Source organism: Sanguibacteroides sp. AM78-02pH3A (assembly GCF_027666085.1).
Taxonomy (GTDB): domain Bacteria; phylum Bacteroidota; class Bacteroidia; order Bacteroidales; family Marinifilaceae; genus Gabonibacter; species Gabonibacter massiliensis.
Genome location: NZ_JAQEHX010000004.1, coordinates 23,773 through 46,292, shown reverse-complemented (window position 1 = coordinate 46,292; position 22,520 = coordinate 23,773). Strand labels below are relative to the sequence as shown.

Annotated in this window: 13 protein-coding genes; 6 read left to right on the top strand and 7 right to left on the bottom strand. The window is 41.1% G+C overall.

What is annotated here, in order from left to right; all coding sequences use genetic code 11:
* Window positions 1–11: 11 nt before the first annotated feature.
* From PGR74_RS07355 to PGR74_RS07340, 4 genes are all read right to left on the bottom strand, one after another.
* Complete coding sequence (locus PGR74_RS07355) at window positions 12–2,129, bottom strand: HRDC domain-containing protein (RefSeq protein WP_270516893.1); 2,118 nt, start codon at window positions 2,127–2,129, stop codon at window positions 12–14.
* Between the two features lie 127 nt (window positions 2,130–2,256).
* Entirely contained in the window at window positions 2,257–4,272 is a 2,016-nt protein-coding gene (locus PGR74_RS07350; RefSeq protein ID WP_041502606.1) for a protein-disulfide reductase DsbD family protein, read from the bottom strand.
* Between the two features lie 153 nt (window positions 4,273–4,425).
* On the bottom strand, window positions 4,426–5,973 hold the full coding sequence (locus tag PGR74_RS07345; RefSeq protein WP_041502605.1) for an Rne/Rng family ribonuclease: 1,548 nt from the start codon (window positions 5,971–5,973) through the stop codon (window positions 4,426–4,428).
* A gap of 188 nt (window positions 5,974–6,161) precedes the next feature.
* On the bottom strand, window positions 6,162–6,470 hold the full coding sequence (locus tag PGR74_RS07340) for an HU family DNA-binding protein (protein ID WP_160289131.1): 309 nt from the start codon (window positions 6,468–6,470) through the stop codon (window positions 6,162–6,164).
* Between the two features lie 275 nt (window positions 6,471–6,745).
* On the opposite strand from PGR74_RS07340, the gene PGR74_RS07335 reads away from it, so the two are divergent.
* Window positions 6,746–7,165 carry a single-stranded DNA-binding protein gene (locus PGR74_RS07335; protein WP_200889844.1) on the top strand — a complete coding sequence of 140 codons (420 nt, stop codon included), beginning with the start codon at window positions 6,746–6,748 and terminating at the stop codon, window positions 7,163–7,165.
* 129 nt (window positions 7,166–7,294) lie between these two features.
* Entirely contained in the window at window positions 7,295–8,611 is a 1,317-nt protein-coding gene (gene gldE / locus PGR74_RS07330; protein ID WP_270516892.1) for a gliding motility-associated protein GldE, read from the top strand.
* A gap of 33 nt (window positions 8,612–8,644) precedes the next feature.
* On the opposite strand, the gene PGR74_RS07325 is transcribed toward gldE, so the two are convergent.
* A complete protein-coding gene (locus PGR74_RS07325) occupies window positions 8,645–10,225 on the bottom strand; it encodes an alkaline phosphatase family protein (RefSeq protein WP_041502601.1) in 1,581 nt (526 codons plus the stop codon).
* Window positions 10,226–10,354: 129 nt separating this feature from the next.
* On the opposite strand from PGR74_RS07325, the gene PGR74_RS07320 reads away from it, so the two are divergent.
* Together PGR74_RS07320 and PGR74_RS07315 are read left to right on the top strand one after the other, a co-directional pair.
* Window positions 10,355–10,978, top strand: a complete 624-nt coding sequence (locus PGR74_RS07320; protein WP_041502600.1) for a hypothetical protein — start codon at window positions 10,355–10,357, stop codon at window positions 10,976–10,978.
* Between the two features lie 11 nt (window positions 10,979–10,989).
* Window positions 10,990–11,475, top strand: coding sequence for an Lrp/AsnC family transcriptional regulator (locus tag PGR74_RS07315; RefSeq protein WP_041502599.1), 486 nt, complete (start codon window positions 10,990–10,992; stop codon window positions 11,473–11,475).
* A 44-nt stretch (window positions 11,476–11,519) separates the two neighbouring features.
* Here PGR74_RS07315 and PGR74_RS07310 read toward each other — a convergent pair whose 3' ends face one another.
* On the bottom strand, window positions 11,520–12,431 hold the full coding sequence (locus PGR74_RS07310; protein WP_041502598.1) for a diacylglycerol/lipid kinase family protein: 912 nt from the start codon (window positions 12,429–12,431) through the stop codon (window positions 11,520–11,522).
* A 66-nt stretch (window positions 12,432–12,497) separates the two neighbouring features.
* Window positions 12,498–13,817 carry a UDP-glucose dehydrogenase family protein gene (locus tag PGR74_RS07305; protein WP_041502597.1) on the bottom strand — a complete coding sequence of 440 codons (1,320 nt, stop codon included), beginning with the start codon at window positions 13,815–13,817 and terminating at the stop codon, window positions 12,498–12,500.
* Between the two features lie 433 nt (window positions 13,818–14,250).
* Between PGR74_RS07305 and PGR74_RS07300 the strand changes: the two genes are divergently transcribed.
* Both PGR74_RS07300 and PGR74_RS07295 read left to right on the top strand, forming a co-directional pair.
* Complete coding sequence (locus tag PGR74_RS07300) at window positions 14,251–19,566, top strand: alpha-2-macroglobulin family protein (protein WP_270516890.1); 5,316 nt, start codon at window positions 14,251–14,253, stop codon at window positions 19,564–19,566.
* 621 nt (window positions 19,567–20,187) lie between these two features.
* Entirely contained in the window at window positions 20,188–22,488 is a 2,301-nt protein-coding gene (locus PGR74_RS07295) for a TonB-dependent receptor (RefSeq protein ID WP_270516889.1), read from the top strand.
* The last annotated feature ends 32 nt before the right edge of the window (window positions 22,489–22,520 follow it).

The window sequence follows — 22,520 nt, the reverse complement described above, 5'->3', positions numbered from 1 at the left end:
TTTACTTAACGCTATTTTTTATCTTCTTGAAAACGATATCGATCGACTAAGTCCAATAAAACGGCCCCATAACGTTCGATGACCTTTTTCCCTATGCCCGGAATGGACAAAAGCTCTTTCGAATTGGTAGGAAGTACATTAGCGATTCCCAATAATGCTTTTTGATGAAGCACCGTATAAACCGGCAGCTTCAACCGGTCGGCCTCCCGCTTTCTCCAAATCCGAATCTCCTCGTATAACGTCGGATGCAAAATATCCCGAGTAACTTCCTGCTTCTCATCCGCCTTCTTCGATTTCTGTTTTCGCTGAGGGACCTCGATACGAGCCTTGGCTTTAGCGATCAAATAACACTTTATATCAAACCCGTCAGAGATCGATCTTAATGTATCTGTCTTTATATTCAATTCCTCCTGCAGGTTTTTCAAAGCTTTATCTATCGATTTCCGTACCTCTTTATTATCGATTTCCGGTAGAGGCAGGAGCAATAGGGTTCCCAAAATTTTCTCCGTACTCTCTTCAAAATATATTTTTCCTTTTACGATCCGTTCCTCGAGTATTTTGCGAGACGTCTCCCCTTCCAATAACCGTTTCAATTGACCTTTAAACCGCTCGGCTACCTGGTAGAGTTCAACCGCAAATCGTTCATTGGCGTCCCGGTATTTGGCAACAAAATCCGGATAGAAACGACCTAAATTATCATCTAAAAGAAAAAAAAGATAACGCAAACGACGCTGCAATGTACCGTAATCAAACTGTTCCAACAGCAACTCTTTATAATACTCCCGACGAGCCTCTTTCAACAATTGTGATCCGGGTTGATGCTCTTTCAACTCCGTCATAAAGCGATCGATCGTCGTATCATTTACTAAAGAACGAACATTTACCGGCGTTCTCAGAATCAGCCCCTCGAAGGTTTTACAACGGCTTAAAGCCACGTAAACCTGTCCGTGGGCGAAAGCCGCACCGGAATCAATGATCACTTTATCAAATGTTAGTCCCTGACTTTTATGAATGGTAATAGCCCAAGCCGCTTTTAAGGGAAACTGCGAAAAACTGCCTTCAACAATTTCCGTGATCTCCTTTGTATCGGGATCCACGCTATATTTCGTGTTACACCATTCTACCCTCTCTACATCGATAAATGCCCCGTCCTCTTTTCCCTTCACCCGGATCAAATTACGATTGATCTCCGTTACAATTGCAATCTTTCCGTTATAATAACGTTTTTCCGGGGAAGCATCGTTTCTCACAAACATCACCTGAGCCCCCTTTTTTAAAGCAAGATTCTCATCCGTCGGGTAAGCGTAAACCGGAAATTCCCCTTTAATCTCGGCTTTGAATGAATAGGCTTCCGTTTCCAAAGCGTACAGCTTACTCTCGTTAATCTGTTTTGCCTGAAAATTATGAGTGGTCAAAACGATATACTCCTCGCTTCCCGAATCAAACCCCGCAACATAACGTTCATTTAATTTATTCAATACATTTGCCGTTATCTTATTTTCCCGTATTTGATTCAGCAATTCCAAAAAAAAGGATTCCTGCTGACGATACACCCGTTTCAATTCGATAGGCACAAACCGGGTATCAGCCAAAGCCTTGCTCGAAAAAAAGAATATCGACGGGTAATGTTCTTTCAGTAAAGCCCATTCGTCTTCTTTCACGACAGGAGCCAACTGTTGCAAGTCTCCAATCATCAATAACTGTACACCCCCGAAAGGCCGGGACCGGTCCCGGTAACGACGCAACACATCATCTACGGCATCCAATAGATCTGCCCTTACCATACTGATCTCATCAATGACCAACAGATCTATGCTCTTGATAACGTTAATCTTTTCCCGACTAAATTTATTGATTTTTGATTTTTTACCTTCTCCGCCTACCGCTTCCGAAAGCCCAGGTATATAAGGTCCAAAAGGCAACTGGAAAAATGAGTGAATCGTTACCCCTCCCGCATTAATTGCCGCCACACCCGTCGGAGCGACCACGATCATCCTTTTGGGGGTCCGCTCTTTCAACCGACGCAAAAAAGTCGTCTTGCCGGTACCGGCTTTTCCGGTAAGGAATACGTTCAAGCCCGTGTTTTCCAAAAAGTCATACGCCAATTCCAGTTCGGGATTTGTTTCCATCGATCCTACGGTGATATATTACGGGAGCAAAGATAGCGAATATTCAATAACCACGGATTTTACTCTCTCTACTTCTGACACGAGAATCGATTCCCCCTCCAAAGATGCTCTTTGGAGGGGGAATCGTCTAATTTTCCGTTTGCCGGGCTTTATACTCTTCCAATCCTTTTCTCAGGAAAGCGACAAAGGCATCCCGATCCAAATTATGTCCCCGCGGTGGAGCAAGGATATGAGGTTTCAAATCCGTATCGTTTCCTCCCCGGCTGTCCAATAATATATAGTTCGGCTGAGCATTGGAATCGAATTTCTTTATCTGGAAATCCGCATTCTTTTTTCCCAACGTCTTTTTCTTTTTTCCGTCGTACTCGGAAATATACCATTCCTCTTCGGGTAACTTCGCCTTATCATCCACATACAAGGCAACCACCACGTAATCGTTCTTCAACATCTCTAAAACCCTCGGATCCGACCATACACTTTGTTCCATCTCCCGACAATTCACGCAACCGTGTCCCGTAAAATCAATAAACAAAGGCTTATTCTGACTTAGAGCGGCTTTTAATGCCTGATCATAATCAAAATACCCTTCCAGTCCATGAGGTAAATGCAAAAAGTCCGAATATTTTACACTTTCTGTTGAAACATCAGCAGGATTCCCGACCTTGATTCCACTCTTCATTATCTCTTTCGCATTCTCCCTGACAATCCGGTTGATATCGAAATCGATACTCTCCTGAGGAGGGAAATAACCGGCTAAAGCCTTTAAAGGAGCCCCGAACATACCCGGGATCAGATAGACGACAAAAGAAAACGTCAAAATAATAAAAGCGAGACGAGGCACTCCGATATAAGGTAAATCGCTATCGTGAGCGAATTTTATTTTACCCATAAGATAGAGTCCCTGCAAGGTAAATATGGTTATCCAGATCGCGATATAAACTTCCCGATCCAATAATCCCCAATGATAAACCTGATCCGCTACCATCAAAAATTTGAATCCCAAAGCAACCTCTATAAATCCTAACACCACTTTTACCGAATTCAGCCAACCGCCGGATTTGGGTAAATTACTCAATTTCGACGGGAAAAAAGCGAAGAAACCGAAAGGTAAGGCAACCGCTATCGAGAAACCCAACATACCGATAATCGGGCGGAGGATTGAGCCTCTCGCGGCTTCCACTAAAACGGTACCGACAATGGGAGCCGTACAGGAGAAGGATACCAATACCAGGGTGAAAGCCATAAAGAAAGCGCCGATATATCCGCCCTTATCCGCCTGTTTATCGGATTTATTTACCAACCAGGAGGGCAATACGATCTCGAAAGCCCCAAAGAAAGAAGCGGCGAAAACCATAAAAATGATAAAGAAAAAGATATTGGGAATCCAATTCGTACTCAACCAATTGATAAAGTCAGGTCCCAAAAAGATTGAAATAATCAACCCTAATGCCGTATAAATCGCAACAATCGACAGGGCAAAAAACAACGCTTTTGCCTTCGCTTTCGCCTTATTAGCATCCCCATGCATAAAAAAAGAGACGGTCATCGGAATCATCGGAAAGACACAAGGCATGACCACAGCGGCTAAACCACCGACGAAAGCCAGCCAAAAAAACAACCACAAAGAATCATCCTTCGCCGGATCAGTCGTTAATGGAGCACCGGCAGTATTTGTAGCCTTCTTTTCCTCCAACTGAATAGAAAATTCCTTCTCCCCCGGTACGCAAGCCCCATCCTGGCAAGTCTGATACTCGATCGTTCCCCTTACCTCCTTTATGGCAGGGTCTGTTATTTTAATTTTTTGAACCAATCGATAATTATCCGTGAAATACCATTCGTCTACCTTAAAAATATCGCTATATTTCTTTTTCGGTTCTCCTTCAACCGCATCCCCTGCCAATTCAATGCCCTTTCCAACCCCATCGACAGTCAGAGATACCGGCATGGGGCCTCCAGCCGGAGTATACATGGAATAGATAGACCAACCCGGTTGTAAAGTGGCCTCTAAAATTAAATCGTACTCATTTTCTCCGGTTTTCTCTTTAGAGAAAGACCAGGAAGTAGGGTCTTCGGTCATTTGGGCAAAAGCCGCTATATTTCCTACACATAGAGCAAAAAATAGTGCCAATAGTCCTTTTTTCATAAACATCCATTTATATAAAACATCCATTTTCATATGTCTCGATCACAAATAAAATAAGTGAACCTTGCAAACTTAGCAAAAATTCACTTATCATACACCATACAAGTCAAATATTGACAATTATTTATATTTTATAATCCAAATTTGAACAAATCACGACTCTTCGATTTCCCGGTTAAAACGGTTATAAAATTTATATTCATAAATATAAAACGAAGGCACGCCTATCACTTGGATAGATACAAAATATTTGAATCGCCACCTTCTCAAAATAGACCAAAAACCTTTCTTCAAATAAGCTTCCACGAAAGGATGCGCTTTGATCTTCAATATCTTGTATTTTTTCTCAACAATCAAATATTCCAGCTGATCTTCTATTTTATCGATCAACAATACCGCGGCTTCAGCCTTTCCCGTACCGTGACACACGGGGCAAGTCTCCGTCGTTGTCACCGTCATTTCGGGACGTACACGCTGACGCGTGATCTGCATTAAACCGAATTTACTTAAAGGCAGAATCGTATGTTTGGCACGGTCTATCTCCATGGCCGATTTCATCTTATCGTACAATTTCTGTCGATTTTCAGCCAATTGCATATCAATAAAATCAATGACAATGATCCCTCCCATATCCCTCAATTGCAATTGACGAGCCACCTCGTCAGCCGCGGCTAAATTCACTTCCAAGGCATTCGTCTCCTGATCATCGCCAAGTTTAGTGCGGTTACCACTATTCACATCAATCACGTGGAAAGCTTCCGTATGCTCAATAATCAAATAGGCTCCATTTTTAAAAGAGACGGTACGTCCCAAAGAAGACTTTATCTGTTTATCAACGCCAAAATGATCCAAAATAGGTACATCCGTCGAAACATACTTCACGATATCCTCTTTTTCCGGGGCTATTGTACTGATATAACCTTTTATCTCTTTACTCAACGTAATATCATTAATATAAATATTTTCAAAAGAAGAGTTCAAAATATCGCGAAGCATGGCACTCGTCCGGTCGATCTCCCCCAAAATCAACTTGGGAGGTTCTATGTCCCGTATATGTTTGAAAGCAGTCTCAAACCGCTCCACGAGTTCGCATAATTCACTGTCGAACAACTCCGCATTCTTTCCTTCTGCTACCGTTCGAACAATCACCCCGTAATTCTTAGGGCGTATACTCTCTATCAGTCGTTTTAAACGTTTCCGTTCTTCGACAGATTTTATTTTTTGCGAAACAGACACCTTCTCGGAAAAAGGCATCAAAACCAAATGACGTCCGGCAATACTCAACTCGGAAGTTAAACGCGGACCTTTAGTCGAAATAGGTTCCTTGGCGACTTGAACAGCAACATACTGTCCCACGCTAAGCACATCCGATATCTTACCGTTCTTGTTGATTTCCGGCTCCAGCTTCAATTTGGAAACCGGCATCCCCCTTCTGGCAATACATTGTTTAATATAATTATCCAGTGAATGGAATTGGGGACTTAAATCAAGGTAATGAAGAAAAGCGTCTTTTTCATACCCGACATTAACAAAAGCAGCATTAAGCCCCGGCATAATCTTTTTTACCTTCCCGTAATAGATGTCTCCTACGGCAAACTTCATGCTAGTCTTCTCTGTCGTCAACTCTACCAATCGCTTATCTTTTAATAGAGCGATCACTATTTCTTCTGCTCTTACATCTATGACTAACTCCGTACTCACTACCTAAAACAATTAATCGTATTATACTAAATAAACCTAAAGGCTATAGCCTTTAGGTTTATATCTCTTAACTCACAAACGACTACTTCTTCTTATGTCTATTCTTTCTCAGTCTTTTTTTACGTTTGTGAGTAGCCATCTTATGTCTTTTCCTCTTTTTTCCGCTTGGCATAACTTACACTCCTTTCTTATTTAACTTTTTCCTTTACTTGAACAACGAAACTCTTTGAAGGTTTAAATGAAGGAATGAAGTGTTCAGGAATTTTAATCGTTACGTTTTTTGAAATGTTACGAGCTGTTTTTTCTGCTCTTTTTTTCACAACAAAACTTCCAAAACCTCTCAAATACACGTTCTTGCCTTCAACAACAGAACCTTTAATCGCTTCCATAAATGCTTCTACCGTCGCTTGAACAGCTACTTTTTCGATTCCGGTCGTTCTCGAAATTTCATTCACAATATCCGCCTTTGTCATTTTCTTTAAATATTTAATATTCAATAATATATTTCTTTAAACTCTGTTTTCAGTCTGCAAATATATATCTTTTCCACAAACAATGAAACAAACTTAGACTTTTTTGTCAATATTTTTTCACTCCACAGATTGAAATAGTGAATTTTGCAACCCGCCTGTCTCCCGCTCCACGTAACGCGATCTTATCCATCGAGCCGTTTTTCATTTTCAACGATAAAATATTATCTTCGTTTCTCAAAGTCAAAAACTTTTTTTAATCAACTATTTTTTGTAATTTGTGTCAAATTTAATCTTAAATAATTATGGTAAATAAAGTTATTCTTATAGGAAACGTCGGTGCCGACCCGGAGGTCAGGTACTTGGAAGGAGGGGTTGCGGTCACTCGATTTAGCTTGGCTACAACGGAAACATACAATAATAAAAACGGAGAACGTGTCAGCCAAACGGAATGGCATAATATTGTACTTTGGAGAAATTTAGCGCAAATTGCCGAAAAGTACGTGAAAAAAGGGATGACCCTTTATATTGAAGGACGCCTTAGAACACGTACCTGGGACGACCAAAACGGGAATAAACGTTACACGACGGAAATCTACGGAGATACCATGCAAATGCTATCCCGCAAACAGGACAACTATGAAAAAACGCCGGAACCTCCTATGCCAGAGTCTCCAAGCAGTTTAAGCAATTCGGACGATAGCGACGATCTTCCCTTCTAATTTATCCAGGTTTACGCTTACCTTGGGACAAATTCGTCCGCACAACCGAATTTTTAACGGGATAAGCGCTAAACCTCCGGTTTTTTTTATAATTTTGGACGATTTTATGTTTAACCAATTAAAGTAACCTTGGATACAGATTATTTTCCCCCGGCGGAGCAGATTTTTACCGGTTCATTTGGAACGCTTGATCTTATTTTCATTATTATTTTACTATTCCTGCTGATATGTTCAGCTCTTATTTCTGGCTCGGAAGTTGCTTTTTTCTCACTATCGCCCGCTCAACTAAAACATTTGGAAGAAAAAGGATACGATAAGGCATGCCATCTTCAAAAAAAGCCCAATCTTTTGTTAGCCACCATCCTTATCTCCAACAATTTTGTCAATGTCGGAATCGTCATACTCTCGACTTATCTGGTTAATTCTTTATTCAATTTATCCGCAAATCCCGTGCTGGGCTTCATTATCCAAGTGATTGCAGTTACGTTTATCATCCTTTTGGTTGGAGAAATCATACCCAAATTATACGCGAATCGTTCACAAGAAAAGGTGGTTATTCTAATGACCGGCCCGCTCCTGTTTTTGTCTCATTTATTTCGACCGCTCTCGTATTTATTAATCAAGTCAACTTCAATCATCAGTAACCGCATCGAAAAAAAAGATGCCATATCCATCGATCAACTCTCGAAAGCGTTGGAATTAACGAAAGACTCGGAAATTAATGAAGAGAAAGACATTCTGGAAGGTATAGTCCGTTTCGGAAACATAGCCGTAATCGATATTATCCGAGCCAGAATCAACGTAGTCGCCATAGATATAGAATCTTCTTACCAGCAGGTAAAAGAGATCATTACGGAACACGGTTACTCGCGAATGCCTGTCTATGAAGAAAACCTGGATAATATCAACGGGATACTTTACGTCAAAGACCTGTTGCAACACCTGGATGAAAAAAACGATTTCAAATGGCAAAGTTTGCTTCGCCCCGCCTATTTCGTTCCGGAAACCAAAAAAATCAACGATTTACTGGAAGAGTTTCAAAGTAAAAAAGTCCATTTGGCCATCGTGGTCGACGAGTACGGGGGAACTTCCGGAATCGTGACGATGGAAGATATCATAGAAGAGATCGTGGGAGACATTAACGACGAATACGACGAACAGGAGATTTTTTACACGCGGAGTAAAAACGGCGCTTACGTATTCGAAGCTTCTACCTTACTCAACGATTTCTTTAAAATAACCGATATTGAAGAAGAGAGTTTTGAAGATATAGAAGGAGACGCGGATACGTTAGCCGGACTTATTCTGGAGATTAAAGGCGAATTACCTCAAAAAGGAGATGTCATCACCTATAAAAATCATCAGTTTACGATAGAAGAAGTGGATAACCGGAGAATCAAGAAGATACAATACCAAAAAATACAAGCGTCCCCCAAAGAGAAATAACTCCCCCTCCGAGAGACCTAAAAACGGAACCGTTTATTCTATCTTATTCCCCCGTACGGTATAAGGAACAGGTATTCCCATTATATCACATAAAGTAGGCAATAAATCCACCATATCGAAATTTCCTTTCAAACCGGTTTTTACCCCGGCTCCATACAAATACAGAGGGACAAACGGACGCTTACTATGCCGGAAATAAATATCTTCCATCTCTTTCAATTCTGAAATCCAGGTCGGATACAGGCAGAACAACACGTCTCCGCTTCGCTTATGAGAGAAAGCGTTTTGTATCAATTGATCCACGCCCGAAGTAAAAGCCGTATGTGTTAGTGAATAAGCAGTAATAACCTTTGCAATTCCCTCAAAATCGATCAAGAAATCCGCTATACGGTCTTCCATCTCTTTTAAATTCAATTTTTTCCTTTCGATTAAATCCCGATTCAAATATATCTGTCCCTGATCATAATCGGCGATCCAATCTCCCGGTCCGTAGATCAACCCCAAATAAGATTTTAATAAAGCTACGGCCTTATATATACTAAAATAACTCGAATTCAGTTTTACCTTTCTCAAGTCTTCGGGCATCAATTCCCGCATTTCGGAGAAAGTAACGAATAAGGTATAATTTCCTTTCCCCACATTAAGATCAAGAAAAGTCAACAAATCCTCCATATTCCTATCCAAACGCAAGAAAGCATCTTTCTCTTCTTCCGAATCTACGGTAAAATCCCTGTGCATGTAATCCAAACATGAAAAATTGACGGCCAGCAAATCCGGATCGTTATCTTTTCCCAATCTCTCTTCGGCAATCAATCGTTTCGCCAAAGCGCAGACTAAAGTATTAGCATGAGGGGTCGCCTTCAAAACTCGATAGGTCTTGTATTCCCTTTTTGCCCGAACAAGGTCGTAATAAAACAAATTTGCCAATCCGAATTTACTTTTGATTTTGGCAGCACTTCTTCTTTCATCCGACAATGGCATCCACCCTCTGTTTACCAAAGAATCACTCTCAATACGATCGTTGTAACGAATCAACCACTCCGGTAACCGCTCTTTATAAAAAGTCGATGAAACCCATTTTCCAGTCTTTTCACTAAACCAAAAAGCCTGATCGGCACTACTCCCTCCGCTCAATACCGCCTCATCCCCGTTCATGGCCACACTATAAACCTTCGAGAAACCATTATTCATCTTTAAAGCACTCCCTAAGTTAAGGGTTTGGATAAAGTCAGGACTTAAACTTTTTATACTATCCCCTTGTTGAGATCCGACCTCATAATAATCCCCCGTCATTACGGCACTTTGTCTTCCCCTACGGAGTCGGTCATACCAAATTTTGGATACGATCCCATGTTCTGCCGGAAGCATTCCGGTATATAGGGTGACGTGGTCTACTCCCGTTTGAGTATAAACGTAATTATAATTCATATTCAATTCAACCCCCTGCTGCATGAGTCTTTTAAAGCCTCCTGCAGAAAGATCCTGCCTATACCACTCAAGCCACTCCGGATAAAAATGGCTTATCACGACACCAACAACCAGCTTTGTTTTATTCTCCGCGGCAAAAGAAACAAAACTACTGAACATCAACACGAATAAAATAATCTTCTTCATAGGATATACTTACAAACTCTTACTAATTCTACAAAAGTAGTCAGAATATGATAATTTACAACCTATAATTATTTCAATTCTTAATTGTTTCGTATATTTACAGCATAAAACATAAAACAGATTTCATTTATGACTGAAAAGAAATGTTTGCTTACAGAGAAATTAAGAACTTACGTCTTTCGGTACGGCACTGATTTATCTGATGAGAATTTGCGAAAAGTAAATATTACGCGGGAAGAAATAGACGAAAACTTCTCTGATATGGAGGATATCGTAAATTCTATATTTGAGCGGGAAAGAATTTGTTTTGAAGAGATTTTCGACAAATACAATTTCGAAGGATGGAATGCCATCGACATCTTATTGCTGGTCGGTAATGAAATCAACGATCGCTTCTTCAACGTATCGCCTTCTGTCACTTTCAAATTGGCAAAAGCCTACCCGGAGATATACGAAAAACACCGGCTCAGACGTTCCGATTTTATCTTTGAAAAAATAAAAATCAATATTGAAAAAGGAATGCAACAAGGTATGTACAAAAATGATGTTTCCAGTGAAATGGTCGCACGCATGTATATCGCCAAGTTAAACGACATACATAATCCGGAAATCTATCCGCCGGAAGGATACGACTTTGCAACTATTTTCAATAACATGATCGACAGCGTAATAAAGACCATTACCAATGAAGAAGGATGGCAATATTACAAACAACGGAAGCAACTATATAATGTATTGAATTTCAACAGATAATACACAATAAAATGAATGCAAAATATCAAATTGACGAAATCGACCGGAAAATATTATCGCATCTCGTGAAAAATGCAAGAGTCCCTTTTCTGGAAATAGCGCGGGAGTGCGGAATATCAGGAGCTGCCATTCACCAAAGAGTGAAAAAAATGGAAGATTCCGGTATTATTGAAGGATCCAGATTTATCGTAAAACCGGATGCCCTCGGATTCGGCGTATGCGCCTTCATCGGAGTAATCTTAGACCACGCTCATACTTATAAAACAGTAGTCAAAGAGATTGAAAATATTCCCGAAGTCATCGAATGTCATTTCATCACCGGAGGTTTTACCTTCTTAATAAAACTGAGATGCAATGACCACCAACATCTTATGGATATATTAATCAACACCTTACAAAATATTCCGGGAATAGCAAAAACGGAAACTTTTATCTCTTTGGACCAACTCATCGAGAAACAGATTAACCTGAACGTGGACCCCGCACCGACAAAATAATTTGATTAGATGCTGTCTACCGGATTATTCCGGGACAGTATGAATCAAACATTCCTTTTAATCTTCTTCTTTCTGGATAGTTTAGGAACAACTACGTTCAGTACCCCCGGATGGATCCTCACCTTTACCGGTACATTTAAAACATAGGGATCCCCATCGATATGGGCTTTAGATATATCTCCCTCGATCTCCGCCTCTGCACATTGTATTTCACTAAAATAAGACAGTTTGGATATCCGAGAATTCATAAAACAATATATAAAACGGGGTATCTGGTAATATTTAGGCCGTTTTAAAATACATATGTCAAACAACCCGTCCCGTAAAGAAGCTTTGGGAGCAATCCGCGCATTATTTCCATATTGCGAACTGTTCGCAATACTTAAAATAAAACAATCCTCCTCCCATACCTTATCCCCGATTTTAAAACGATAACGTTTACTCGGGTAACGAAACCACATGCGGACGATCGAATAAATATAGGAAAATATTCCCCGCATCTTCATTTTATTAAAAAAATGAGCCACCTCTGCATCAAACCCTAACCCACTTACGTTCAAAGAATAATAACCATTGATTTCAACCACATCAATTCGGGTGATCTCGCTTTGAAGCAATTGCTTTAAAGCCTTCGACATCATCAAGGAGAATCCGAGATGACGAGCAAAACCATTCCCACTCCCCAAAGAAATAACCCCAAAAGCAATATCCGTACCACATAAAGCCGTTCCTACCTCATTTACCGTACCATCACCTCCGACAGCCACAATATGCGTATAATTTTCATGTTTTGCATTCTCGACCAACTCTTTGGCGTGTCCGGCATATTCTGTAAAACGTATCATATAGTCGACCTGACGATAAGCCGCAATACGCTTCAGTCGATAAGGGACTTCCCAACCCAAGCCAAAACCCGATATAGGATTTATAATAAATAAAATCCGCAATTTATCCATAAATCATAACTTTGAAGCAAAGATGCCTCATTCATACTCCCGAACAAATCATCCTGTGACGACGAATTACTTTTGCCGTCCTACCCCATAATAAATATAACCGAACTCTTTCATCTGTTCCGGACTATATATATTACGACCATCAAATATAATCTTATGCTTTAAAGCCTTTTCAATAAAAGTAAACTTAGGAATCTTAAACTCAGGCCACTCCGTGACAACAATTAAAGCATCCGCATCCGATAATGCATCGTACATATTACTTGCATACTCGATCTTCGCCCCTACGCGTCTCTCACACTCTTCCATTGCCACCGGATCATAAGCTCGTATTACAGCTCCGGCTTCCACCAGACGTTCGATCAGAACCAGCGAAGGAGCCTCCCGCATATCATCAGTAGCAGGCTTAAAAGACAATCCCCACATGGCAAAACGTTTACCTTTCAAATCCGGACCGAAATGAGCTATTACTTTTTTAAACAACACCTCTTTTTGCCTCTCGTTCACTCTCTCCACAGCCTTCAATAATTCTAAACTATGTCCGTTTTCATCTCCCGTCTTAATCAACGCCTTCACATCTTTAGGGAAACAAGAACCTCCATAACCGCAACCTGCATTCAAAAACTTTTTACCGATACGGCTGTCACTACCTATCCCTTTCTTTACAGCCTCGACATCCGCCCCCACGATCTCACACAAATTCGCAATATCATTCATAAATGAAATTCGGGTCGCCAACATGGAGTTGGCAGCATATTTAGTCATCTCCGCCGAAGGAATATCCATAAAATAGATCGGCGTATTATTTAAGATAAACACGTGGTACAAACGCTCCATCACCCGTTTGGCCCTTTCGCTCTCAACGCCGATCACCACCCGGTCAGGAGAAATGAAATCATTAACAGCATCACCCTCTTTCAAAAACTCGGGATTGGAAGCCACATCGAAAGGTACGGATACCTTTCGTTTTTGCAAAGCCTCTTTTATCGTGGCCTTTACCTTCATGTTCGTCCCCACAGGAACCGTCGATTTCGTAACAACCACAATATAATCATCGATAATTTCACCTATCTCCCGCGCTACTCCCAATACATATTTCAAATCAGCACTTCCATCCTCGTCCGGCGGAGTACCGACAGCGATAAATACAGCGTCGGCATCTTTCAATGCCTCTCTCAATGAGGTCGTAAAAAAAAGACGTCCGTCACTCTGGTTACGAACCACCAACTCTGCCAATCCTGGCTCAAAAATAGGAATACCTCCATTGTTCAACAACTCTATCTTAGCCCGGTCTACATCGACACACGTCACCGTAATTCCGGTTTCCGCTAAACATGTACCGGATACTAATCCTACATAACCGGTTCCAACGACAGCTATTCTCATCTTTATCCTTTTTACGTGAATGATTCTCATTTCATGACCGACAACTCTACCTTACACCCGCCACCGATCATTTTTCAATTTTGCAAAAATACAAATTTAATATAAACAATCGGGTCCTAACCTCATTAATTTTAACGAACCCCTAAAAGAGAACTGTCCAAAGGAGTAACGAACAATTTTACACAATCCGGATCTTATACTACCTGAATGATCCTCGTTTTTTCGAATAAAATTTAAATACAAACCCAAACGAATTGGTTTTATTTACATAAATTTGCCTAATCTAATATTAATCACAAAAACAAAGGCCATGAATAGGTGTTTTCTCTTTATCTCATTCTTGATCATGCTCTTTGCATTTTCTTCATGTAAAGAAAGACAGAATCCAAACAAATCAGAATACAGCAAATACGTCAGCGAATTCACACAGGGAATGATACGGTCAACGGATCCTATTTGTATTCTTTTTAACGCGAACTTGGATTCTCTTCCTGTTTCGGCTGATGATATTTTTAAAATATCTCCCCGAGTAAAAGGAACATTTCAATTCCATCAAAATACTTTGAAATTTATTCCAAGCGAAAGATTTAAAAACGAGCAAATTTACCAAATCTCTGTACAATTAGACCAATTGTTCGATGTCCCCGCTGCATTGAAGAAATTTAATTTCACAGTTAAGATACTTCCCCAGGCATACTCTTTTCAGGAAGGGAATTTAGGCATCTATCCGGAGAATAACGATCAATTCTTCTACAAAGGAGCTATCGCAAATGCGGATCTAACGACCCCCGAACAAATCGAGCGGTTGATTACGGCGAAATTAGACGATCGGATTCTCTCTCTTGTATGGGATCATTCTCCTTATATACATAACTTTACAATTCCCGATCTGAAACGGGAAAAACACTCCCAGACCTTAAAACTCACCTTCGACAAGAAGATAAAAAACGGAAACGATTTACTCGTTGAAATCCCCGGTGAAAACAACTTCTCCGTCCTGGATATCAAAGTTACCGACGACTATTCCCAAAGTATAGACGTTATTTTCTCTGATAATGTAAGTCCGACCCAAGATTTACAAGGATTAATCACTATTGACGGCATAAACCGGCTGAACTATAACGTGCAAGGCAATATCGTTCGCCTGTATACCAACGAAACGAGCAAAATGAGGGGTATCGTACAAGTAAACGTTTACCGGGGTATCATGAATGCCACTGGGGACAAATTAACCAAAGAAGTAGCTCAATCCGTAAGCTTCCCTTCAGCGAAGCCAGAAATACGGTTTATTGGAGAAGGTACGATAACTCCGGCAGATGGGAATATCTTAATCCCTTTTTCCGCGGTTGGCCTGAAGGCGATCCAATTACGTGTTGTTAAAGTTCTACCGCAAAATATGAATTTTTATTTACAACAAAATTCTTACGAATACGCCGGCGACTACGAATTACGAAGAGTAGGCCGTCCTATTCTAAATAAAAAAATTGTATTGGCAAAAGAAGGACAAACGATTCATTCTGATAAATGGCAAGACTACACGATCAACCTCGCGGACCACATTCAACTGGAAAAAGGTGTCGTTTATAAAGTCGAACTTCGGTTCAAACGATCTTATACCACTCTCGCCTGTAACAAAAAACAAAATCCAGATCGGGATGATTCGGACGATCAGTTCTGGCAAGGTTACGATAACTACGACGAGTATTATTACGGGTATCCCGAAGATTACTCTTGGGAAGAGAGGGATAATCCCTGTTCAAACTCTTATTATTACGTATCCAGTCGTTTCCCTCAAAAAAATATAGTGGTAACCTCCTTAGGTATCACGGCTAAGGCAGGCACTGACGGAAAATACATAGTGGCTGTAAATGATTTGTCTGACGCCACTCCGGTAAGCCATTGCGAATTATTCTTCTACAATTATCAAAACCAAAAAATAGATTCGACCCGGACCGATGATCGAGGCATCGCAATAGCCCGGATACGGGGAAAAGCATTTACCGTCGTCGCTCGGAAAGGTAATGATCAGGCCTATTTAAAAGTCAATGATGCCGGTTCTTTATCTTACAGCAATTTCGACGTAACGGGAACCGTCGTTCAAAAAGGGCTCAAAGGATTCTTGTACGGGGAGAGGGGAGTATGGCGTCCCGGCAATGAAATCCATTTATCTTTTATCCTGGAAGACAAAGAAAACGTAATTCCGGCAGGCCATCCCATCATTGCCGAATTATACGATCCCAACGGACATGTCGTACAAACCCGGAAAGAGGGACGAAACGACAACGGCATGTATTGTTTTACCTTCAAAACGGATGATAACGCGGTAACGGGATACTGGCGAACGATCGTCAAAATCGGTGGGACCTCTTTTTCCAAAACCATACGGATTGAAAGTATAAAGCCTAACCGCTTAAATATAAATGCTATTTTGCCGGGAAATATACTGGGGAAAGGAATCCATGAAAATAAGATTCCGGTTACGACCCGCTGGTTACACGGGGCTAAAACCAGTTTATTGAAAACCATTACCGAATTAAAATTAACTCAGGGGAAAACCGTATTCGAGAAATACAAAAATTACAATTTCGACGACCGTTCCAGATTCTATAAAACAACTACGACAACCCTGTTCGACGGAACAACCGATCCAGACGGCAATTTTACTTTGTCCACGCAAAATATCACGACAGAAAATACCCCGGGAATGTTGAATGCCCTCCTGACCATTCGGGTTTTTGAAAATAGCGGAGATTTCAGTATCGTCACCTCCTCTTTTAAATATTCCCCCTACACACAATACGTCGGAATAGCCTTACCGGAAACAGATGATAATTGGTATCCGGCTGGTAAACCGATACCCGTAAAAGGCGTTGTCGTAAACACCCTGGGGCAACCCGTTGCATCCAATGAAATAGAGATTGAAGTTTATGCTTTGGATTGGCGCTGGTGGTGGGACTCCAGCGACGATAATCTTGGTTCATACGTTAACCGGTCTTACCGAAAACCCATATTACATAAAATGGTAAAAAGTACGGACGGAAAATTTAACGTCGATATTACCTGTAACGAGTGGGGACGCTATTACCTCATTGCTAAAGATAAAGTTTCCGGTCATTCTTGCGGTTCGACCTTTTATATCAGTTCTTGGCGCAACGACTTGAACATGCCCGGAATGGCCAATCTCTTGACTTTGACCAGCGATAAAAAAGCATACCGTGTCGGCGAAAAAATAAAAATCAAATTTCCCTCCTCATCGGGTAGCATCGCCCTTATCAGCATCGAAAATGGCAAAACGGTGAAAGATATTTTCCGTATTCCGACAACAAACGACTTTACGATATTCGAGATAGAGGCAAAACAGGATATGTGTCCCAACATATACGTGAACGTATCCTTAATACAACCGCACAAAGGCCGGGACAACGATAAACCGATAAGACTATACGGAGTGATGAATATCGACGTGGAAGATCCGAGCCTCCATTTACATCCTCAGATCAACATGGCCAAGGAGTTGCGTCCATCCGAAGATTTTACGATTACGGTAAGCGAAGCCGACGGCCACCCGATGGCCTATACCTTAGCCGTAGTGGACGAAGGTCTTCTCTCGCTGACCTCTTTCAAAACTCCGGACCCCTTCCCCGCATTTTACGCACGGGAAGCTTTAGGCGTGAAAACGTGGGATTTTTACGACGACGTATGCGGAGCTTTCGGCGGAAGATTGGAAAAAGCCTTTGCCATCGGCGGAGACGAAGCACTAAAACCGGAAGAGAACCACAAGAGCAATCGGTTCACTCCGGTAGTACTATTCCAGGGACCGTTTACCTTAAAAAAGGGTGAAAAAAAGAGTCATACCCTACGTATGCCGGAATATATCGGAGAAGTACGTACCATGGTTATAGCCGAACATAAGGGGCAATACGGTTCGGCCTCCAAAAATACAAGTGTCAATCAGCCCCTGATGCTTAACGTTACGATGCCGCGTATCTTCACCCCGGGCGATGTAATCGAAATTCCGGTTACCCTCTTCGCCATGAAAGACCGGATTAAAGAGGTAAACGTAAGTATCCGAACAGACGATAAGATAGAAAATCTCGCCTCCGCTCAACAAAAGGTACATTTCGACAAAACAGGAGAACAAATTATATTCTTTAAAGTTAAGATCAAAGAGACGACCGGAAAATCGACACTCTCCTTCTCGGCACAAAGTGGTCAGGAAAAAGCATACTTCAGTTGCGATATCGACATCCGCATACCCAATCCCCGAATTACACGGGTGGACGCGAAAGAGCTAAAAGCCGGAGAGACATTAACGTTCGATAACCCAATCGAGGGAATCAATCCGACCTCCATGTTGGAAATTACTTCTATCCCTCCTCTAAACTTAGAAAAACGATTAAATGATCTCATTCAGTATCCGCACGGATGCGGAGAACAAATTACCTCTGCGGTATTTCCACAGCTTATGCTCAACACTTTGATGGACCTCACGGAAGCCCAACGGGTAACCGCAGAACTCAACGTGAAAGAGGTAATCTCCCGGTTACGCAATTACCAACGGAACAACGGAGGTTTTAGCTACTGGGCCGGTAGCAAATTTATCTCGGATTGGGTAAGCAGTTATATTACCGACTTCCTCATCCAAGCCGAAAAACAAGGATACCAGGTTCCTGCATCCATGAAGAATAATGCCGTCAATTATTTGAATCAACAGGCAAACACCTGGAAACCTTCCGATTATTATGCCGAACTGGAGCAAGCTTACCGTCTATACGTTTTAGCTTCTGCCGACAAGCCAAATCTGGCAGCCATGAACCGGATGAAAGATATAATCTATAAAAATCCCGTTGCACGTTGGCAACTGGCCGGAGCCTACGCAATAGGTAAATACGATAAAGTCGCCCGGTCGTTGATCGCCAATCTGCCAACGGAAGCGGAATCTTACAGGCAATTAGGCAGATGCTACGGTTCCGGATTGCGTGACAATGCCATTCTTCTCCGGAGTATGGTGGATGTGGACATGCAAGAAGAAGCCTATACCCTATTGCGAAAAATAGCCTTGCGCCTTGCTTCTAACGACTGGATGAGTACCCAGGAAAATGCCTTTGGACTATGTGCCGCGGCTCAATACGTTAAACGGTATTTCAAAGAAGGAAACGGTATAAAGGTTGAGATCGGAAAAGAAAAAATCCAAACCGAAAAAACAGTTATTCTTAAACCCTTAACCGTTAAACAACAACGCTCTAACGTGACCGTTAAAAACAATACCGACGGAACATTACACGTTAGGACCATCAATAGTTCCGTCCCGTTAGGAGTCATAACACAGAATGAAATGTCCGGATTGAAAATGCAAATTACTTATTATAGTAACAATAAACGGATCGATCGGCCTACATACCGACAAGGTGAAGATATAACAGCGGAAATATCCGTACAGAATACCGGTAAGATCGGTCAATACGATGAGCTGGCTTTAACGTGCATGTTTCCTTCCGGATTCGAATTTATCAATGAACGTCTGATTTCCAGGATAAATCCTTTTAAAGGAACTGAGAACGTAGATATCCGAGACGACCGGATCTACCTGTATTTTTCATTAAAGCAAGGAGAAACCAAAAAATTCACTCTCCGTTTCAACGCCTCGTACCCCGGAACATACCTACTGCCGGCAATTACTTGTTCTGCCATGTATGACGATTCAATTACGGCAACTCTTGCCGGAAATCGAATCATAATAGAGAAATAATAAACAACGGAAGATGTTATCCCGTAATGAGATTGGAATAACGTCTTCCATTTTTAACAATATTTTAAGAAGAAAAATTAATCTTTTATTTAGAAACATTCTACATTTGCATCGATACAAAACTAATGCAAAAAAAGAGAACGCATATCACCCTAAGGATATTCCTGTTAGCTCTATTTCTGAGTTACTATGGAAATATCACTTTTTTCCCTCACTACCATATCGTGGACGGGATAAGGATTGTTCACTCGCATTTTCATAAAACAACAACTAATCATCAGCCCCAACACTCTCATTCCGGCAACGAGATAAAATTAATCGCACATCTCAATTATTTCTTCACCCTTTTGTTATTAGCACCTTCCGTATCTACCGCCCCATTGACACGGAAACTCGTTTTATATATTACACGGAAAGCGGAAGTACCCGCTTCGCGTTTCTTCTTTCATAAAAAATTAAGGGCCCCCCCGGTCTGTATCTGACATTTTCGTCAATCTATTCTAAGTTATTTTTATTACTCGGGATAACTGTCTTTTCTTGTTAATAACTAACAGGAAGAATAGTCCATTCGGGATAACAGGCATATCCAAAAATCAAAAACTATTTAATTATCAATAACATATGAAACACATATATATACTAACCCTCTTTTTAACATTCGTTTTACCCGGTTTCGCTGACGAAGAAAACAGCAACCCCAAAAGCGATGCCAACATCATGGGACACGTTATCAACAAAGAGACAAAAGAACATATACCCTTTTTATCCGTTTTTCTTAAAGACACACATATAGGTACTTATACGGATGAAACAGGTCATTATTTCCTTAAAAACTTACCGGCAGGAAAACATACTTTACGCGTACAAGGCATCGGTTATAAAAGCGTTGAAAAAGACGTATTTTTGGAAAAAGGAAAAACCCTGGAAATTAATTTTGAGATTAGCGAAGACAATATCATGCTGGAGGGATCTGTTGTCACGGCTAACCGAAACGAAACCAGCCGTAAAGAAGCTCCGGTGGTCATCAACGTATTAACACCTAAAATATTTGAAAACACCAATTCGTTTTGTCTGGCACAAGGACTAAATTTCCAACCGGGTTTACGAGTGGAAAACAATTGCCAGAACTGTGGATTCCAACAAGTCCGTATCAACGGCTTAGACGGTCCCTATACCCAAATATTAATCGACAGTCGTCCTTCATTCAGTTCTCTATCGGGAGTATACGGACTGGAACAAATTCCCGTCAATATGATCGAACGTGTCGAAATCATGAGAGGAGGAGGTTCCGCTCTATTCGGTTCAAATGCCATCGCGGGAACAATCAACATCATCACCAAAGAACCGCTATATAATTTCTTCCAAATCAGTCACAACTTATCGGCTATTGACGGTGAAAGTTTCGATAACGTAACTAACTTTAACGGGGCTATTACTAACGAACAAAAGACAACAGGCGCATACCTTTTCGGCATGGTAAGAGACCGCCAAGGTTACGATCACGACAAAGACGGTTTCACGGAATTAGGTAAACTAAATAATACCTCATTGGGTTTTAGAACGTATTACAAACCGACCAACTACAGTAAAATTACATTGGAATACCATCATATTAAAGAATTCCGCAGGGGAGGAAATTTACTTGACAAACCTCCTCACGAAACGGATATTACGGAGCAGGCAGAACACAACATACACGGTGGAGGTGTAAACTACACGTTCAATTCTTCAGATTACAAACACCATCTAAATGTGTATACCTCTCTGCAAAATATAGGACGAAAATCATATTACGGTGCAGACAGGGATACGGCGGCATACGGAAAGACGACGGATATTACATTCGTAGGTGGAGTCCAATACTCTTATGACTTTAACCATTTTTTATTCCTCCCCTCGGAGTTGACTACCGGTTTCGAATATTCTTACGACAGACTGACCGATATCATGCTGGGGTACAATAGAAACCTAAACCAAGAGATATATGTTTACAGCTTATATTTACAGAACGAATGGAAAACAGGACACTTAAGTTTTTTAATCGGGGGACGCATGGATAAAAATAGTGCCGTAGATAACCCTATATTTAGTCCGAGATTGAATATTCGATATAGTCCGATCGATGCCATCAACCTGCGAGCCAGCTATTCCGAAGGCTTTCGGGCTCCCCAAACCTATGATGAAGACCTGCATGTAGCCGCCGTAAACAACGAGGTAGCCATCATTCAAGTGGCTAAAGACCTGAAAACGGAACGCTCCAAAAGCTATAGTGCTTCCATCGACTATTATGCTACCTACGGAAGCACACAACTGAACTTGTTAGTCGAAGGATTTTATACCAATTTAAGACATATTTTCGTATTGGAACCTCTCGGACCGGATAAAGACGGAAACATCATCTATGAACGTAGAAACGGTAACGAAGCGATCGTAAAAGGAATAAACGTGGAAGGGAAAATCGTTCCTCATTATAAAGCGCAAATTCAATTCGGAGCTACTTTGCAAAGCAGTAAATACGACCGGTCTCGGGCCTGGACGGATGACCCGGAAGCAGAGAAAACGCGTAAATTACTACGCTCTCCCGATACATACGGGTACCTTACAACCAATTTCATCCCTTTTAAAAACTTCTCATTCTCTCTTTCGGGAACTTACACCGGACCGATGTATATAGGACATGAAAAAGGATACATCGAAAAGAGCATATTGAAAAAAACCTCTTCTTTTTACGATGCCACACTCAAATTGAATTATGATATCAAATTCAATAATTACACGGTACAGGTAAGCGGAGGCGTACAAAACCTGTTTGACAGTTATCAGAACGACTTCGACAAGGGAGCCAATCGGGATTCCAAATACATTTACGGACCGGGACTCCCTCGTACCTATTTTGCCGGCGTTAAATTCGGTATATTCTAATTGATCAATTATCCCTCGAAATTTTTTTTTCG

Excerpts from the sequence above, each read along its gene's own strand:
- PGR74_RS07320 (WP_041502600.1), top strand. The coding sequence starts at position 10,355 with ATGACTGAAAAGAAATGTTTGCTTACAGAGAAATTAAGAACTTACGTC.
- PGR74_RS07355 (WP_270516893.1), bottom strand. The coding sequence starts at position 2,129 with ATGGAAACAAATCCCGAACTGGAATTGGCGTATGACTTTTTGGAAAAC.
- PGR74_RS07350 (WP_041502606.1), bottom strand. The coding sequence starts at position 4,272 with ATGAAAAAAGGACTATTGGCACTATTTTTTGCTCTATGTGTAGGAAAT.
- PGR74_RS07315 (WP_041502599.1), top strand. The coding sequence starts at position 10,990 with ATGAATGCAAAATATCAAATTGACGAAATCGACCGGAAAATATTATCG.
- PGR74_RS07325 (WP_041502601.1), bottom strand. The coding sequence starts at position 10,225 with ATGAAGAAGATTATTTTATTCGTGTTGATGTTCAGTAGTTTTGTTTCT.
- PGR74_RS07300 (WP_270516890.1), top strand. The coding sequence starts at position 14,251 with ATGATACGGTCAACGGATCCTATTTGTATTCTTTTTAACGCGAACTTG.
- PGR74_RS07305 (WP_041502597.1), bottom strand. The coding sequence starts at position 13,817 with ATGAGAATAGCTGTCGTTGGAACCGGTTATGTAGGATTAGTATCCGGT.
- PGR74_RS07310 (WP_041502598.1), bottom strand. The coding sequence starts at position 12,431 with ATGGATAAATTGCGGATTTTATTTATTATAAATCCTATATCGGGTTTT.
- PGR74_RS07295 (WP_270516889.1), top strand. The coding sequence starts at position 20,188 with ATGAAACACATATATATACTAACCCTCTTTTTAACATTCGTTTTACCC.